This window comes from Pedobacter immunditicola (assembly GCF_037482985.1).
In the GTDB taxonomy this organism is placed as follows: Bacteria; Bacteroidota; Bacteroidia; order Sphingobacteriales; family Sphingobacteriaceae; genus Pedobacter; species Pedobacter immunditicola.
Map to the genome: position 1 here is coordinate 383,139 of NZ_JBBHKC010000003.1, position 15,374 is coordinate 398,512.

17 protein-coding genes are annotated in these 15,374 nt (G+C 34.5%); 4 read left to right on the forward strand and 13 right to left on the reverse strand.

All coding sequences use genetic code 11. The features are described from left to right. Positions 1 to 44: 44 nt before the first annotated feature. The 4 genes from WG905_RS06745 to WG905_RS06760 form a co-directional block, all read right to left on the reverse strand. A complete protein-coding gene (locus tag WG905_RS06745; protein ID WP_339590941.1) occupies positions 45 to 1,316 on the reverse strand; it encodes a Gfo/Idh/MocA family oxidoreductase in 1,272 nt (423 codons plus the stop codon). A 383-nt stretch (positions 1,317 to 1,699) separates the two neighbouring features. Further along, entirely contained in the window at positions 1,700 to 1,891 is a 192-nt protein-coding gene (locus WG905_RS06750) for a hypothetical protein (protein WP_339590942.1), read from the reverse strand. Positions 1,892 to 1,902: 11 nt separating this feature from the next. After that, positions 1,903 to 3,027 carry a glycosyltransferase family 4 protein gene (locus tag WG905_RS06755; protein ID WP_339590943.1) on the reverse strand — a complete coding sequence of 375 codons (1,125 nt, stop codon included), beginning with the start codon at positions 3,025 to 3,027 and terminating at the stop codon, positions 1,903 to 1,905. A 133-nt stretch (positions 3,028 to 3,160) separates the two neighbouring features. Then, positions 3,161 to 3,532, reverse strand: coding sequence for a YybH family protein (locus WG905_RS06760; RefSeq protein ID WP_339590944.1), 372 nt, complete (start codon positions 3,530 to 3,532; stop codon positions 3,161 to 3,163). A gap of 198 nt (positions 3,533 to 3,730) precedes the next feature. Here WG905_RS06760 and WG905_RS06765 point away from each other — a divergent pair, with 198 nt between their 5' ends. The 4 genes from WG905_RS06765 to WG905_RS06780 all read left to right on the forward strand — a co-directional run bounded on the left by WG905_RS06765 (position 3,731) and on the right by WG905_RS06780 (position 6,191). Then, positions 3,731 to 4,363 (forward strand): hypothetical protein, encoded by a 633-nt coding sequence (locus WG905_RS06765; RefSeq protein WP_339590945.1) that lies wholly within the window; start codon positions 3,731 to 3,733, stop codon positions 4,361 to 4,363. Then, positions 4,363 to 5,172 (forward strand): DUF3307 domain-containing protein, encoded by an 810-nt coding sequence (locus WG905_RS06770; RefSeq protein ID WP_339590946.1) that lies wholly within the window; start codon positions 4,363 to 4,365, stop codon positions 5,170 to 5,172. Before WG905_RS06765 ends, WG905_RS06770 begins: the two co-directional genes overlap by 1 nt. Positions 5,173 to 5,362: 190 nt before the next feature. Beyond that, positions 5,363 to 5,572, forward strand: a complete 210-nt coding sequence (locus WG905_RS06775; protein ID WP_339590947.1) for a YtxH domain-containing protein — start codon at positions 5,363 to 5,365, stop codon at positions 5,570 to 5,572. 10 nt (positions 5,573 to 5,582) lie between these two features. Beyond that, complete coding sequence (locus WG905_RS06780) at positions 5,583 to 6,191, forward strand: OmpA family protein (protein WP_339590948.1); 609 nt, start codon at positions 5,583 to 5,585, stop codon at positions 6,189 to 6,191. 12 nt (positions 6,192 to 6,203) lie between these two features. On the opposite strand, the gene WG905_RS06785 is transcribed toward WG905_RS06780, so the two are convergent. The 9 genes from WG905_RS06785 to WG905_RS06825 form a co-directional block, all read right to left on the reverse strand. Beyond that, on the reverse strand, positions 6,204 to 6,596 hold the full coding sequence (locus tag WG905_RS06785) for a hypothetical protein (protein ID WP_339590949.1): 393 nt from the start codon (positions 6,594 to 6,596) through the stop codon (positions 6,204 to 6,206). Between the two features lie 166 nt (positions 6,597 to 6,762). Further along, a complete protein-coding gene (locus WG905_RS06790; protein ID WP_339590950.1) occupies positions 6,763 to 7,908 on the reverse strand; it encodes a PAS domain-containing protein in 1,146 nt (381 codons plus the stop codon). Positions 7,909 to 8,022: 114 nt separating this feature from the next. Further along, the gene (locus tag WG905_RS06795; RefSeq protein ID WP_339590951.1) at positions 8,023 to 8,364 is read right to left on the reverse strand and encodes a helix-turn-helix domain-containing protein; all 342 of its coding nucleotides are present in this window, start codon (positions 8,362 to 8,364) and stop codon (positions 8,023 to 8,025) included. Positions 8,365 to 8,799: 435 nt separating this feature from the next. Then, on the reverse strand, positions 8,800 to 9,333 hold the full coding sequence (locus tag WG905_RS06800; protein ID WP_339590952.1) for a GNAT family N-acetyltransferase: 534 nt from the start codon (positions 9,331 to 9,333) through the stop codon (positions 8,800 to 8,802). Next, positions 9,330 to 10,304: a hypothetical protein gene (locus WG905_RS06805; protein WP_339590953.1), complete on the reverse strand. Its 975-nt coding sequence runs from the start codon at positions 10,302 to 10,304 to the stop codon at positions 9,330 to 9,332. The genes WG905_RS06800 and WG905_RS06805 overlap by 4 nt, the downstream gene beginning before the upstream one ends. A 36-nt stretch (positions 10,305 to 10,340) precedes the next feature. Then, entirely contained in the window at positions 10,341 to 11,144 is an 804-nt protein-coding gene (locus WG905_RS06810; protein WP_339590954.1) for a phytanoyl-CoA dioxygenase family protein, read from the reverse strand. After that, positions 11,134 to 12,225, reverse strand: a complete 1,092-nt coding sequence (locus tag WG905_RS06815) for a GNAT family N-acetyltransferase (RefSeq protein WP_339590955.1) — start codon at positions 12,223 to 12,225, stop codon at positions 11,134 to 11,136. The genes WG905_RS06810 and WG905_RS06815 overlap by 11 nt, the downstream gene beginning before the upstream one ends. An 88-nt stretch (positions 12,226 to 12,313) precedes the next feature. Further along, positions 12,314 to 13,462 (reverse strand): glycosyltransferase family 4 protein, encoded by a 1,149-nt coding sequence (locus WG905_RS06820; protein WP_339590956.1) that lies wholly within the window; start codon positions 13,460 to 13,462, stop codon positions 12,314 to 12,316. A 145-nt stretch (positions 13,463 to 13,607) separates the two neighbouring features. Then, a complete protein-coding gene (locus WG905_RS06825; protein ID WP_339590957.1) occupies positions 13,608 to 15,005 on the reverse strand; it encodes a pectate lyase family protein in 1,398 nt (465 codons plus the stop codon). Between the last annotated feature and the right edge of the window lie 369 nt (positions 15,006 to 15,374).

Below are 15,374 nucleotides of genomic sequence, written 5' to 3' on the forward strand. Positions count from 1 at the left end.
ATTATTAAAATAAAAGTATCGACAGAATGAATTTAAAAGAACAATTACAGTACATAAGGCGCACGCATCACCGGATTAATGAATCTGTTTGCGGCTTCATCATTCACAAACTCTTCCTTAACCGGATCAAATTTCAGGGAACGGCCCAATCTTAATGCAGCCAACCCGATATTAATTATAGTACATGAGCGATGTCCGTTTTGTTCATTTAACGCGAATTGCTGTCTGGTTTTAACCGAGGTAGAAAAATCGATCATCTGTTCTGGGGGCTCTGGGAAAGAAGCGAGTTTACGTTCCAGATCAGGAATATCGGATTTAAAACCCGGGTAAAGTTTTCCCTTTGGACCTTCAATATAAGGTACATTCGTATCTTTTCCTTCACCATCTAAAATGATCTGGCAACCATCGGCATAGGTGTAAGTAATCCTTCTCCAGGTTCCTACAGCATCGGTATGTTGTTGTGGCGCATCGACCTCCACTGAAATAGGACTTGTATTATCTTTACCAAGGAAGTATTGAACCGGATCCAGGTAGTGTTGTCCCATATCAGCCAATCCACCACCATCATAATCCCAATAACCTCTGAAGGTAGAATGTACGCGATGGGTACTATATGGTTTATATGGTGCCGGGCCTAACCATGACTCATAATCCAATTCTGCAGGAACGGGTTCGACAGGTAAATTATCTTTACCTACCCAATAAAATTTCCAGTCAAAGCCAGTATGTTTACTCAACGTGACTTTCAAAGGCCAGCCTAACATACCGCTATCAACAAGCTTTTTAATCGGTTTTACAGTGGTACCCATTCCGTAAAATCTATCTTTAAATCGAAACCAGGTGTTAAGTCTGAACATTCTGCCATGCTGCTGTACAGCCTCCATTACTCTTTTACCCTCACCGATAGTATGTGTCATGGGTTTTTCACACCAGATATCTTTACCTGCATTAGCTGCATCCACAGACATGATACCGTGCCAGTGAGGTGGCGTTGCGATATGTACAATATCAACTTCAGGTAATTTGATTAATTCGCGATAATCGCTAAAGGTTTTAACACCTTTGTCCAGCATGGGTAGTGATTTTGCAATGTGACGTTTATCAACATCACATATGGCAACTACCTGAGTACCATCATACGGGAAGTGATTTCTACCCATTCCTCCAACGCCAATAACAGCTTTTGTAAGCCTGTCGCTCGGAGCTATAAAACCCGGGCCTCCTAATACATACCTCGGGATGATGGTAAACGCGGCTAATCCTACCGCAGATTTTTTAATGAAGTCTCTTCTTGAATTTGGTTGATTTGGTTTCATTTATATATTGTAAATTAAATTAATAAGTGGTTCTTCCTTTTTTAAAGATAATAATTAAAGGAAATATCGGATGATTAAATTCAATAGCTCTTATGCATCATCACTATGCAATGATATGAATTATAGCTATTGAATAATAATAATTCAGCATTCGCAATACTAAATTAATTTGGAATTAAGCAAGGTTTTACTTTTCAGGAATAGGCAGTAACTGGTTTTTATCAGGTCTATTTTTTTGCAAAATTGGTATCTATTAATTAGCCATTTTTGCCTTTAATGGCTGTTGGGTAGGTTTTTGCCCTTCTCCAGCCCGCTATGTCACTTCAAAACAAGCGTTCCGCTGCAAATTCAACCCACCGTTTATTTCTCCATTTTTTTTGTACCTATTCAATTGAGAAGCCTGCGGAGAAGTCCGGAAGTATAACATCATTCCCTTCCATTTCTTTGTCTTTAATAAAAGTTATTGCTTTTGTAATATTTTTGTTATTATCCGTGATCCGCACTTCTGCGGTAGTTGACAACACTTCTGCACCCGTTAAAAAACTAATTTTGGTGATGGAGATTAAAGATGGCAAATTCGATTCTATTAAGGAGTTTTTAAGAGTTCCATTAGTTTTTGATAGTTTTTTTCGATACTGAAGTCTGTTTCGACCAGGTTCAGGCTTCCCCGCCGATGCTTATTGATGAATTCTGGCTGTAATAAGTATTTTTCCATGGCCTTTTTGAGTTCTGTTTGGGTGGCTTTGATTAAAAAGCCATTCATTTGATCCCTGATGTAATGTGCAGTCCCATTATCCTCAGAGCAAATTATTGCCATACCGTTAGCCATTGCTTCCAGCTGAGAAACTGAAGCGGGTTCTTGAATACTGGGCATTAAAAATATGTGATGAGATTGATAGTGCTTTTCCATTTGAGGAAAAGGGACGTTTTTTAAAAGGGTAATAATATCTTTTAAATTTGTTGACTGAATGTCTTCTTTAATTTTTTCATAATATGCTTCCCTTTTGTCATTGCCTGTACTTCCTATGATGGTTAGCTTAAAGTTTTTATATCTATGATTTAGCTGGGCAACAGTGTCCAACAACATGCTTAAGTTTTTCCTTGGTTCATATTTTGCAACACAAAGAAAATTAATTGTTGCATCCGCTAGTCTTTCTTTGATTTCTACTGTTCCGGGATATATAAAAAATGGAATATAATCCATGTAGGCTAAATCCTTTAACTTTGTCTTTTTATTTACTTCATATAAAACCGGTGTGTACCATTTGATTTTATATCTGTTGGAGAGCACATAATCATACACCTTACGCAGTGGGGTTACGTTCGTAACCATTTTTGGTGATTGTGTGTAGTAAACTATTTTGATCTTAGAAAAGAGAAATGGGAAGAGACACTTTGCATACACAGGTTCTGGTCCTCCTCTTACCACCATTACATCCGGTTTGAACTTTCTGATCATGCCATAGTACTTGCAAAGGTTGGGAAGGGCGAAATTCTGAAAATCAGCTATATCTACACTCTTTTTGAAGTATTGTATATATTTTTTGGTAAGGAATGAGGCTGGTATTACTTTCGGGGTAATTGTCCTATAATCTTCGCTATTTCCCATTCCCATCACAAAAATATCCAGCTGATGACCTTCTTCTAATAGTTTATTTACCAATGATATTTGATTGGTGTGAAAACGTGGTGCTATAAATAATATTCTCATTAAATAACTTCATCAAGTGGTATAAAGCTATAATTTTGTTTGGGTAAAAAGAAACTTTACATTCCCTTTGTTTAAAAGATTATGAAATAGAGAAATTTTATTTAAATAGAAAATTTCAATCTTATTGGGAATTCTAATCCAGAGATACGTAGAGCTCACATTGTGTTAACCACTTGCCTTCTTTTTTACGCCACATAGCTGCGTAATTCCCTTTGAATTTTTCATTTTTATACGCCCATGTGCCTTGCTCCCAGGCGATACTTCCACTATCGCTGATTTGGATGTCAAAAGGTATGCGCTCAAACACAGGGCTGCTATGAGTGAACATGTATTTCCAATCTGCGGCTATCTTTGCTTTACCAATAGTATGGCTTCCATCCCCTGCAACCTGCACAAAATCTGGTAACCAGTATTTTGAAACACCCTCTACATCTTTTTCTAAAATGGCCTTATTAGAGGCTAACCGGTTTTGTCTGATTGTGGCGGCATCTTGTATTAAGTTCATCTTCAAATTTGCTATTTTCTTTCCTTATGATCATTATAAATCTCATTTTGTTCTTCCATTTGCGGTATTTCTATATAGGATCATCATTCTATAGTACTTATTTATATAATAATTATTCTATAGTAGTAATATATTGAATAAATCTTCTATATATTTGAATTATAGAAGAAATGAGCTATATTGTTTAAAAATAATTAGATGAAAACGTATGCTGTAATTACTGGTGATATAATTAACTTCACAAAGTTGACTCCGGTGAATAGACAATTATTGATTGAAGATTCTGCGAAGTTGCTTAAAGGTTGGATAAAAAAAAGTGCTGATGCGGAAATTTACCGTGGCGACAGCTTCCAGGTATTGTTTGAGGATATTACAGAAGCCTTAAATAGAAGCATTCAACTCTTGTGTTGGTTTAAATTGCGTTCAGATCAGATCAATAACATAAATATTGGAACCCGAATCTCAATTGGTATCGGGGAAGTATCTTACCGGGGAAAAAATGTACTAAGTTCAGATGGAGAAGCGTTTCATTTATCTGGAAGAAACTTTGATCAAATGAAAAATGGGGAGCTATTAGCAATTATCACCCCTGATCAGGAGAAAAATGCAGCTATAGAGGTTATTCTTAATTTTGTCAATAAAATAATCAGGGATTGGTCATTTGCGCAAGCGGAGGTTATATACCTGCTCGTTGAAGGGAAAACACAACAGGAAATAGCTAACGAACTCTCTTTAACCCAGCCTTCAGTGAACAGTAGAATAAAATTAGCTAATTGGAAAGATGTGGAATTAGCATTAAAGTATATTTCAGAATTAGCACAAAGAAAATAATGGAAATAAGTTTATTACTCCGTCTACTTATCGCGCATCTGGTTACAGACTTTATTTTACAGCCGAAGGATTGGGTCGCTGATAAAAACGCGAAGAAGTTTAAGTCTAAAAAACTTTTACTGCATATTATCATAACGACTGTGGTCGCCTATATATTCTCAGGATATTATGATAACTGGTTTATCCCTTTAACCATTTTTATTACACACTACATTATTGATCTAATTAAGATCTTTCTGAAAGATACTTTTAAATATTTTATAATAGACCAACTCCTCCACATTGTAGTGATTGTTATAATTTGGTTAACAGTACAAAATAAGTGGAATGACGTTGTGCTTTCGTTTGCTGGGCTTACAGACAAAACAAATTTTTGGTTGATTTTTTCGGCTTATTTGTTTGTGACCTGGCCCCTGGGGATCATTATCGGTAAAGGCACACAGAAATGGAGAAATCAGATTGCAAAAGAACAGGAAAAAGCCCAGCTAAAACAGTTATATAAAACAAGTTTGGAGGGAAACATGGGCAACGGAGAAAAACCAGCGGAAGTTCATGAAGAGGAACAGGGATTAGGGTTGGCCAGTGCGGGGAAATGGATAGGAATTTGTGAGCGAGTTTTAATACTGACTTTTGTGTTGATGCACCAATATACAGCAATTGGATTTTTAATGACGGCTAAATCTATTTTGCGGTTTAGTGAAAAGGAAACAAATACACAACTTAAAACAGAGTATGTTTTGGTAGGTACACTGGTAAGTTTTACTTCATCGGCCATTCTCGGAGTTTTAACCTCCTATTTATTGAAATAGTAAGTAACCCATTGAAACAGCCAATGTGAATTTTATTTAATACCCGTGCATCATAAATTACCGGCATGCATCGCTCCGTTGTTTCAACATCTGTTTATCTAAAGTTATCATGGGGAATTCCATGAATAAAAAATAACACAAACATTTAATCAAAAATGCTGTTTTATTTAAAACTTAAATACTTAAAGATATGGGATTATTTAAAACAGTGGTAATAGGTGCTGCATTGTATGGGGCCTATAAATATGCAACAAAAAAAGACGTCAATGGAAGATCCATGGTCGATGATTTGAAAGATAAAGCTCCTGAGTTTATGGATAAGGCAAAGCGTTTTAAAGAGGACATGGAAATGAAATATACCAACAGGGCTGATTCTTACACGGATGTAAAACAACCTTAATAATTTTGTCATGGTAGAAAGAAAACCAGGTTCGAAAAATAATTGGCTATTATGGTTAATAGGAATTGTTGTGGTGATGGTTATTGCTTTCTTTCTGTTCAGGGATAATACAGATACAGCTTATCAGGGTGCTGCCAGTGATTCCGCAACAATTGAAAGTGAAATCAATAATAATTGGACAGGAATTGACCCTAATATACCTGTTGCGAATTATGAAGAGCTGAAGGACACTTCCGTTCATGTAAAAGCTAATAATGATTATGCTGTTTATAGTTTGAAAGAAGCAATACTTTTCGAACCTGGTAAAGATTCTATTGGTGAAATTGGAGCGGAAAAACTAGGTCAGATTTCCACTTCTGCAGAAAAAAGATTTGCTGGAGGGCAAATTATTATTTATGGTTACACGGATTCGACAGGAACACAAGCAAGTAACAAAGAACTTGCGCTTAAAAGAGCCAATGCTGTAAAATCCTGGTTAATCCGAAATGGAAATATAATTCCAAATCGGATTTCTGTAAAAACCGAAGGTGAATCTAATCCAGTATCTTCCAACTCAACAGTGAAAGGCCGGGCTGAGAATCGTCGCGTCGATATCGTTGTCAGAAAGAAAGAAGGTTAATCCTTCCCTCCATTATTCGTTTTGTTTACGATTCATATTTTCATATCTCGAATCATAAGATGATGAATTCTGCAATAGTTTTTTATAGTCTTCCAGTAAAGTAATGTATTTTTCCATCCAATAATACACTGACTCCTGAGCCACATATTCTTTATTTACTTTAGGATTCAACACTCTTTCTTTACTTTTCAGTTTACTAGTCTCGAGTTCTTCATTGAAGTCTTTAGAAAAGTCATAATTAATAACTTGCCCAATCCCACAAATGACATCCGCGTTTAAGCTTTTTTGTTGAAACCAGTTGTATAATGTTCTTCTATTAACTTTCATCCTTCTGGATAATTCACTAATATTTACATTTTGACGGCGAACTGCGTGTTCAACTATTTCTCCAGCGTTTAATTTCATGATATCGTTATATAATTTCTCCCCAATAAATATTTCTAATTCTCAATATATGAATTCATTAATAATTTTAACTGTAATTATTGAATTAAATTATTAATGAGTTTCATTATTTAGGTAATAAGTTTATTAATAATCAAAAATATCTAATACTACAAAATTGATGAACCTACTGGTGGTCAAAATATAACTGTTTATGTTCATTAGTAATTTTCCCTAATTTGGAAGTATATATTATTAATCCGCCTATTTTTCCATAATCATCATACCAAGGTCGGATATCCCATTTTAACCAGATTCTATTTCCCTTGATGTCTTCAAAGTAATCCTTTTCACAGTTCATAATTTCTCCAGCCAAGCATTGCTTTTCAATCCTCCGCCATTTAATACCTTTATCTGGAAAGTAATCATAAAGATTTTTCCTAATTAAATTGATTCCTGATAAATTGAAGTCAGATACCCATTTTTTCGATACAACCAAGTAGTTAATGTCAATGTCCACCATAGCAATTGCAACCGGCAGCTGTTTAATTAATAGCCTGTGCTGATCTTCAGTGTTCATCTGAAAGCTAGTCTTTGCTACTTTAACCTCTTGATTTTTAAGCCAACGGTTATAACAACTTGTAAAATTCCCGGGGTTAGAAAATCCAAGTAATAAAGCAATTTGCTTTTTTGAACAGCCCGTCTCATGAAGATATTGATGAGCATATTCCATTTGCATTTTCCTGTAATAAATAAAGGGACTCGTGTTAAATGCATTTTTGAAATCTCTCATTAGTTTAGAGACTGATATATGATGCAAATCAGCGATATATTCAATGGAGGGGAACGCCGATAACAATTGTGTTTCCAGATATTGAGCTACCTGGGGCATTTTGTTGTTGTTATTCAGGTTATGCTGTTTACTTTTTAATCCTGCAAAATAAGATTCATTTTTTTTTGAATGTCCAAACTGACTTGGTTTCTTAAGCGCCAAATGCAAAAAGAAGCCAGAAAGACAACCACTTTCAATATCCGGATAATAGCTAGCTGTAACTTGATACCTGTCCCCAGAAAAGAAAAGCATCTCATACTCATATACCTCTGAGCTGCCTTCAAATACTTTTTTTATATATGGAAGATGTAATTGGTATGCAGTGCCTAATAATTCCTTTAATGTTGTTTTTCCAATAAGGTCAATGGGTTTTCTACCAAACCATTTCATGAATTGATTATTTGCAAATCTACAGATCATGTCTTTATCCCAATAGGATAAGATATTGTTCACCTGCTCAGAGGATAAATTGTCTGTAAATATATTCGATCGAATGGTCATGATACCTGCAGTTTCAGCTTATTTAAGTAAATTAAACCCGTTGAATCTAAAGCTAGCACAAATTAAAGAAGGAAAACACATAATTAAATAAAATTATTCTATCATATTTACCCATTAAGACCTATTTCTAATTAACAGATTTGTATAATCCTCAAGAAGATTTATATATTTTGTTTTCCAATAGAGAGCCAAATTGGGATCATAATCAAGATTAGGAGCGTTTTCACTCTTCATTTTTCCTAATTCAATATTTAGCTCATCATATTTCCCTGGTAGATCTTTCATAAAATCATGATTCAAGACATCTCCAATTTTATTTATAACCTCCAGGCTAAGGTTTTCTTTCTTAAACCAATTATATATTGATTTCCTGCTTACTTTAAGCTTTCGTGAGAGTTCACTAATACTAATTTTATCACGTCGTACAGCAAGCTCAATGATTTCACCATCATGCATAAAAAATTTATATTAAGGTTAAATTTTTGGACCTGCTTAATTACAATCAAATATGATTCCAATCAAGCTTTTTATACATAGAAATTAAACAAGGCATTATACAGTTTTGAGTCCACGACGATATAAAGGGGGGTAAGTATTTGATTGATTATCAATGTAATACTGCTGCATTATACTGCGACATGCCAATGGATCAACAAGGTATCTCCAGATTCTGTGAGGTAGAGTCAGATTTGACAATGTCTGTTTCCATTGGTATATTGAATCTTCTTGATAACCGGGGCCAGCCTGAAGATTTTGTATTTTATTCCTTGTTCTCTGTCCATATTGAGACATCATCAAACAAGCAATTTAGCAGGGAAACCGATCGAAATTCTTCCCTTGTAACTATTAGATGTTCTTTGGATAAGTAAGTATTGTAAATACAATGATAGATCATGGTGTAGTAGCGTAATAATTTTTTTCATACTGATGAGTTTGGTTGCTGATATATCTCGTACTCGTTAATTCCATCACGTTATATGGAAAGGAGAGATCTTTGTTTTCAAACCCCTGGCTACTATAAATTGTAATTGCGGGCAAATTCTCTCTATGGACCTCTAAGAAGACCTTCTGTAAATTCTTTTCAAGAAAAGCGTAGTTGAGTAATAGATTTGTTGATTTGCGGCCAATGCCTTTGCCCCACCAGTCTGTATCTCCAATAAAGAGATGGAATTCAGCATCGATATTGCTCATTTTAATGAGTTGCACATTGCCTATATAAGTATGAGAATTCTCCACACAAATCGCAAACCGCACCTGGTCTTTTTTTTCTAAAGACTCGGCTAACCATCTAGTTTCGGCTTCCAAGGTGGTGGTATTGGTGGGAACAAATCTCGAGTACTTCCAGATTTGTGGGTTATTTCTCCATTGATAAGACACCTTGGCATCTTCAATTGCCAAAGGCCTTAAGTAAATACTATTGCTCATAACAAAGTTTTTAAAATATTAATGATTCTTTTCATGTCAGCGTGGGTGTACCGATGATCAATTGGTAAAGACACAAGGTGCTCAGCTAAATAATACTCCAGCATTTTCCTTGTTGTCCAATTAAAAACATTCGGCCAGTAAGTAGGTATGTAAATTTTTTTTTCTATTAATTTCTGTTTAATTGTTGTAGATGTATGCACAAGTGGGTAAACCATTGCTCCATTTAAAGAAGATGCATCAAATGAGTAATCATTATATTTCAAAAGAAAATCATGTAAATACATGAAATTTGAGTTTCTACGATACTTACATTCCTTATAATCTATACCAGCTAAAACTTTCTGAGAAAAATTAGACATTCTACGTATAGGATTGTTTGATAAAACATTGTTGTTATCAATGAAGTCCTGGTAACCGCTTTCAATCCCTAAGTCAATGCTTTTCACCAGGTGAGAAATTCTATTGATGGAAATGTCCTTTTCTAATTTTAATTTAACGTTACTCGTCGTGTATAAATAGGCACCATCAGGAACGCCGAAGAATTTCCTGCAGGAATAAAAGGTGTCAATACCCGCCAAAGGTTCCGAGAAAAAGGCCTGGGAATTATCTATAATCAGATTCTTAAATTTCTTACTTAGCGATAGAACAGTTTCCTGCTTAAGCCCAAAATAATTCGTGTATAAAAAACATTCTGTAGGGCCAACTTCAAAATCTAAAACGGGGTCAAAACTATCATCGATGGTATAAAACTGATAAGGGATTCCTAACTTTTTTAAAGGCTCTAGTATGACCTCACAGGTAAAGTAAGGTATATAAACAGAAGTATACCTCTTAACCTTTAGAATATATTCCAGGGCATTCCTTCCTGTGTTTAATTTCAATAAATGCGGATAAAGTTCATTCCCGTTCAAGAATTGTAATTCCAGGTAACCACCAATTGGTTTTATTCTATTTAAAGATTTCGTTTGCATTTCAATTGGAGTTAATAAAATTTGATAAGTGTATACTTAACCTTGGTTTGGCTGATACATCCTCTTTTCTATAGGTTGGTAATATTCATGAAGTGTTGCTGGAAGCCTTGAGTTATAGCCTATAATTTGTCTTAAGTCGTCATTTAGTTCCTCTTTTAATTCATACCCTAATAATCTAGGATAGTCCATTTGTTGCTTAAAAAAAGGACGGGTAAAAGCCATGGTTAATGCTCTCCTTTGGTGGTCGGTATAATTTTTACCTGCAGCATGCCATAAGTTAGCATCAAACAAAATAATGCTTCCCTTATTTGCAATAGCACGATCTGAATACTCATAAAAATACTTTTCATCAGGCTTTTGTTCCTGTTTATGAGATCCGGAAAGAAAATAAGTCGCTCCATTTTCTTCGGTGAAGTTATCTAAGACAACCATCATTTGGATCATTAATTTGAAGTCACCGGTATAACTCCTAATATCTCTGTGAATATTTTGAACATATGGTTTTTCATCTTTCATGTTGATTACAGCACCAAGTGAATTCAATATGTAATTCCCCTTTAAAAAATCTTTTATTTCGAAATCACAGAATTTTTGTTCCAAAAACTTAAGTGAAAAACTATTTTTATCGACAAGGTGGTGAAGAGTGCCATTCATATTCGCACCGATACCATTTTTTATTTGTATGTCACGTCTGATTATATAGGCCTCCTTTAATGATTCGTTTATTTGATCTATAAATTCATCTTCCAGTGCATTTTCATATATAATCCAGCCATATTCTTCCATCAATTGATTGAAAGTGGTTAGATCACGATCCTGGTAAAAAATTCTATTTTTCATATATGGATTGATTAGTGTTCAGTGCAATATTCTGGTTAGCGATTATTTCTTTGTTAAAAGACTTTCTATATAATGGGAAAAATTCTGAATGAAAATTTTGATTATTTAAATGGAGGGTTACAAGCGAATTATAAACTTCATTATTGTCTATATAACACCATAACGTGTCATTTATTAGCAAATTTGAAAAATGACTTTTGAATTTAAATAAGTTGTCCTCCTTACCTCCTACTCCGCCTCCCAGGTGAAATACTTTTTTTCCAGTTCTTCTTCCGATCATACTGATCTCATCTGTCATTAGTTTACTTGGCGATTCTTTTAAATAATGAGAAGCTGTAGCTGAAAGATGATTTCTAATGATTTCGTTTGATAAGAGGATAATGGCCCCACATATCAGCTCGGGTCCGTTATAAATAAGAATGAGTTTCGATTCGAGTGTGGGGCTATTTAAAAGGTTAGTGAAATATTGTTCATCAAAATAATAGTTGGGTGATGCATTAAGTCGATCCATATTCTGCCAATACATATCAGTAAACATTTTAATCTCTTCCTGGGAATCAGCTTCTTTAATGAGGTACCCAGATTGGCGCAATTTCTTGACCTGTCGGTAGAGCCTTTTCTCGTATCTCTTTTTTTGTTCTTCCAGCGGAATTGTCAAATCCATGTATATAGTCTTGCCGTTATCTTTTAAGCCCCCAATATTTTCAAGCAAATATTGTTGATTTAAAAAAGGGTGTAGCCTGGAAAAAACACATATACAACGTTCTTCATGCATAAAGTTAATAAAGGCTGTTTTGAAGTTTTGGTTGGTTAGGCGGGAAAACGTGGAGAGATCTTTGTTAGAAAAAGGTCCTGAATGACCATAAACAGAAGTGAGATCGTAAAAAGAAGTTCCACTAATTTCCCTTTTTATTAATGGTAGTGCGATAAACCAGTCCCCCTCTTCAAATACAAAAAGTAGTGGTTCTCCTTCCTTATTTAATGTATGGTAATACCAGGTATGGTATATTTCGTACGCTAAAGCGCGTTCAGTGTAAGCGTTCCATTCGCTTTCTTCACGAATAATAAAGTTTCGATACATTAGAGTAGCTCTTGAATTTAAGATGATTTGATTAATGAACTTAGGTGCTTTGAATTTAGTTGTGAATCATGAGTTTCGAGACGAATGGTTAACAGCCTGCCAATATTTTCAACATTTGTTGATTTACTTTGTTTACGTCAAATTTCTCTTCTGCATAATTTCTGCCGTTTGCACCAAACCTAACGATGTCATCCGGGTGACGGATGTAATATTCCATTTTTGAAATGAGCTCCCGAACATTTTTAATGGGAACGAGAAAACCGTTTGTTTTTTTAAGGTCAGGATTGATGGTTTCTTTACACCCCACTGAATTACTGGTGATTATCGCACGTCCCATGGCCATTCCCTCCAGAATACATCTTGGAACACCTTCGCCATAGTAAGAAGGAAGGACAACAACGGAGGAATTATATATAAAAGGCCTGATATCAGTAACCAGCCCAATATAATTGATAATACCATCAGATTTAATTTTGTTAAAAAGTTCAATGTTTATCGCATCAATATTATCATCATATGGACCAATGAGATCAAAAGACACAGCAGGATATTTCTTTTTAATTATTTTGGCTGCCTCATAATATTCATTTATCCCCTTTGCATTAATAAGGCGTGCGATCATTAAAAACCTTATTTTTTTCACATCCGGCTTGGAATAGTCATAATGATTAAGGTCAACACCGGAGCCATTAACTATAAATGCTTTATTTCTCCTGCTAATTGTATTTGCTTTTAAAAGTGTATTGTAGTCGTCCTGATTTTGAAAAATAATACGCATCCTATCATTCGCTTTTAAACTCAGTTTTAAAAGAACTCTTGTAATATTCTGAACTAACGTTCTTTTTGTAGATAGGTCTAAGAAGTTGTAACCCAATCCTGTTAACATTGGTGTTATACAATTTACTTTTCTAAAATTTGCTACAAGGGATCCGTAGATTACCGGTTTAAAGGCATAAGGAAAAAATATATCCGGCTTGGTGGATTTTATTAACTTGTTAAGTTGAATAATATATCTAAGATCCGCTAGGATTGAAACATTGCTGGTGTTCAATTTACTTTCGTAAATTTTGACATTCATCTTATCAAGCTTGTTTCTGATCTCTTGCTGATCGATTTCAGGTGTAAATATACTTACCTCATGTTTTACAATTAATTCTTCAATTAATTTTCCCCTGAAATCTAATAGTGATCGCGGGGAATCACAGGCTATTAAGATTTTCCTTTGTTCTTTTTCCATTCGATGTTAAGTTTATTGTATAGGAATGTGATTTTAAAAGATAATGCCCTTTACAAATAAAGGTCAGTCCAACATTTCTGTTAGACTGACCTTTAAAACTTAAAATCTGTGTTTAAGTGTAACCCTGAATGTTGTTGTTAATTAATTACAAATTTAAAGTTGCTCCTGCTCCTGCAGTAACTACCGCTGGTACATTTGCTGCTGGAATTAACTCAGATTGGTACGAATATGTAGGTACCCATTTAGATTCTGGAGTGGAAATTTTATTTGCACCACTACCTTTGTAGACATTAGTACTTGCACCACTTACATAACCTGGTGCAGCATTGTATTCAGTAGTGATTGGTGTGTTTTGATTTTCAAAATAATTATTATCTGTTCTAACAGTTGCACCCATCGTTACTCCTACCGCATAACCACTACCATCTTTCATATAGTTGTTAAACACGTGCATAAATCCAAATCTAGTACTTGGTTGTCTTTCTGAAACATTATAAAAGTAATTTTTGTATACCGTTACTTTTAAGAAATCCTTATCAACAGTACTTCCATCTCCAAAACCAATTAACAATGGAATATGGCTGTCATGTAATTTATTCCATGATAGAGTTACGTAATTGGCTTTTTTACCAACATCTAACAAGCCATCATAATATTCCCAACCGTTATTTCTATCTGAAGATAGTGTACAGTGGTCAACCCATACATGGTGAGCACCTTCCTTAATGATTATGTTTGAATAAGTTTTTACATTTCTAATGGTCATGTTACGGATGATAACATTGTTTGTTCCGTAAATCATTAAACCAACGCCTTCTAAGCTAGAACCTTTTAATCCAAGGATTGTTTTATTGGAACTTACGTTAAGGAATCCAGTTCCGGTTATTTTACCAGAAACTTTAATAATAGTTGGTGCGCTTGATGCGATAGCTGATTTTAAAGCTGACAAAGTAGAAACTACTACAGTTTGACCACCTTTACCACCAGTTGTAGTCCCACCAACCATTGCATAACCAATGATATTGTCAGAGCTTACTGGAGTTGTAGGTGTTGTTGGTGTTGGTGTAGTTGCTGATGTGCCAGCACTTCCAACAGTAAAAGTGTACTTTTTGCCATTGGTTTTTGGATTTGAGTTATCAGAAGCTGAAATATAAATCGATCCAGTTAACCAATGACTAAATTTACCTTTTCCAATATTTCTTATATCGGCGTGTGTTGCATGTGCCTCACCCAATTCAACACCATCTTCGAATACTCTTACGGTAGAAACCTTAGGGTTTTCAGGTGAGTCGCCTGGGGTTCCTAGGCTAACGTTTATTTTGTAAGCATAACCGCCATCACTTTTTGATTTTGAAACATCCAGTGCTTTTGGTGTACTTACAGTTGTTGATTGTGTAGCAGACTGAGATTCTGCCGAAAGTGCAACGTCATCCTGAGGAATTACCTCATTTGAATCTTTTTTACACTGACTAAATGTTAATACGACTAATAGCAATAACATGCTCATAGGTAAACCGTTTTTTAGTTTGTTCATTCTTTCCATTTGATTTTTTTAAAGTATACAATGGAAACGCTGTTGAAGGCCCATATATATACCCAAAAAATTATGGAAAGTAGTTGATTTTACTAAGGAAGTTTTGGTGTATCGGTCTGGCGAATTTTAATAATTCTTTGCTGTGATAGAAATAGTGTAATAAATATAGTAGTAGTACAAAAATAATAATTAAAAGAATTGTAAATTGAATTTACTTAATTTTTATTATTTTAAATTAAAAAATTTTATTGTTGTTAGATTTAAAATATTCAAAAATAATCGGAAAATATTTTGTTTTATTTTAAAATTGGCTATTTTTTTAAGTATACACATTAATTAAATTGGAATTATTTGTAAAAAAATAGTCATAATACACTA

Excerpts from the sequence above, each read along its gene's own strand:
- WG905_RS06745 (WP_339590941.1), bottom strand. The coding sequence starts at position 1,316 with ATGAAACCAAATCAACCAAATTCAAGAAGAGACTTCATTAAAAAATCT.
- WG905_RS06755 (WP_339590943.1), bottom strand. The coding sequence starts at position 3,027 with ATGAGAATATTATTTATAGCACCACGTTTTCACACCAATCAAATATCA.
- WG905_RS06760 (WP_339590944.1), bottom strand. The coding sequence starts at position 3,532 with ATGAACTTAATACAAGATGCCGCCACAATCAGACAAAACCGGTTAGCC.
- WG905_RS06765 (WP_339590945.1), top strand. The coding sequence starts at position 3,731 with ATGAAAACGTATGCTGTAATTACTGGTGATATAATTAACTTCACAAAG.
- WG905_RS06770 (WP_339590946.1), top strand. The coding sequence starts at position 4,363 with ATGGAAATAAGTTTATTACTCCGTCTACTTATCGCGCATCTGGTTACA.
- WG905_RS06775 (WP_339590947.1), top strand. The coding sequence starts at position 5,363 with ATGGGATTATTTAAAACAGTGGTAATAGGTGCTGCATTGTATGGGGCC.
- WG905_RS06780 (WP_339590948.1), top strand. The coding sequence starts at position 5,583 with ATGGTAGAAAGAAAACCAGGTTCGAAAAATAATTGGCTATTATGGTTA.
- WG905_RS06785 (WP_339590949.1), bottom strand. The coding sequence starts at position 6,596 with ATGAAATTAAACGCTGGAGAAATAGTTGAACACGCAGTTCGCCGTCAA.
- WG905_RS06790 (WP_339590950.1), bottom strand. The coding sequence starts at position 7,908 with ATGACCATTCGATCGAATATATTTACAGACAATTTATCCTCTGAGCAG.
- WG905_RS06795 (WP_339590951.1), bottom strand. The coding sequence starts at position 8,364 with ATGCATGATGGTGAAATCATTGAGCTTGCTGTACGACGTGATAAAATT.
- WG905_RS06800 (WP_339590952.1), bottom strand. The coding sequence starts at position 9,333 with ATGAGCAATAGTATTTACTTAAGGCCTTTGGCAATTGAAGATGCCAAG.
- WG905_RS06805 (WP_339590953.1), bottom strand. The coding sequence starts at position 10,304 with ATGCAAACGAAATCTTTAAATAGAATAAAACCAATTGGTGGTTACCTG.
- WG905_RS06810 (WP_339590954.1), bottom strand. The coding sequence starts at position 11,144 with ATGAAAAATAGAATTTTTTACCAGGATCGTGATCTAACCACTTTCAAT.
- WG905_RS06815 (WP_339590955.1), bottom strand. The coding sequence starts at position 12,225 with ATGTATCGAAACTTTATTATTCGTGAAGAAAGCGAATGGAACGCTTAC.
- WG905_RS06820 (WP_339590956.1), bottom strand. The coding sequence starts at position 13,462 with ATGGAAAAAGAACAAAGGAAAATCTTAATAGCCTGTGATTCCCCGCGA.
- WG905_RS06825 (WP_339590957.1), bottom strand. The coding sequence starts at position 15,005 with ATGGAAAGAATGAACAAACTAAAAAACGGTTTACCTATGAGCATGTTA.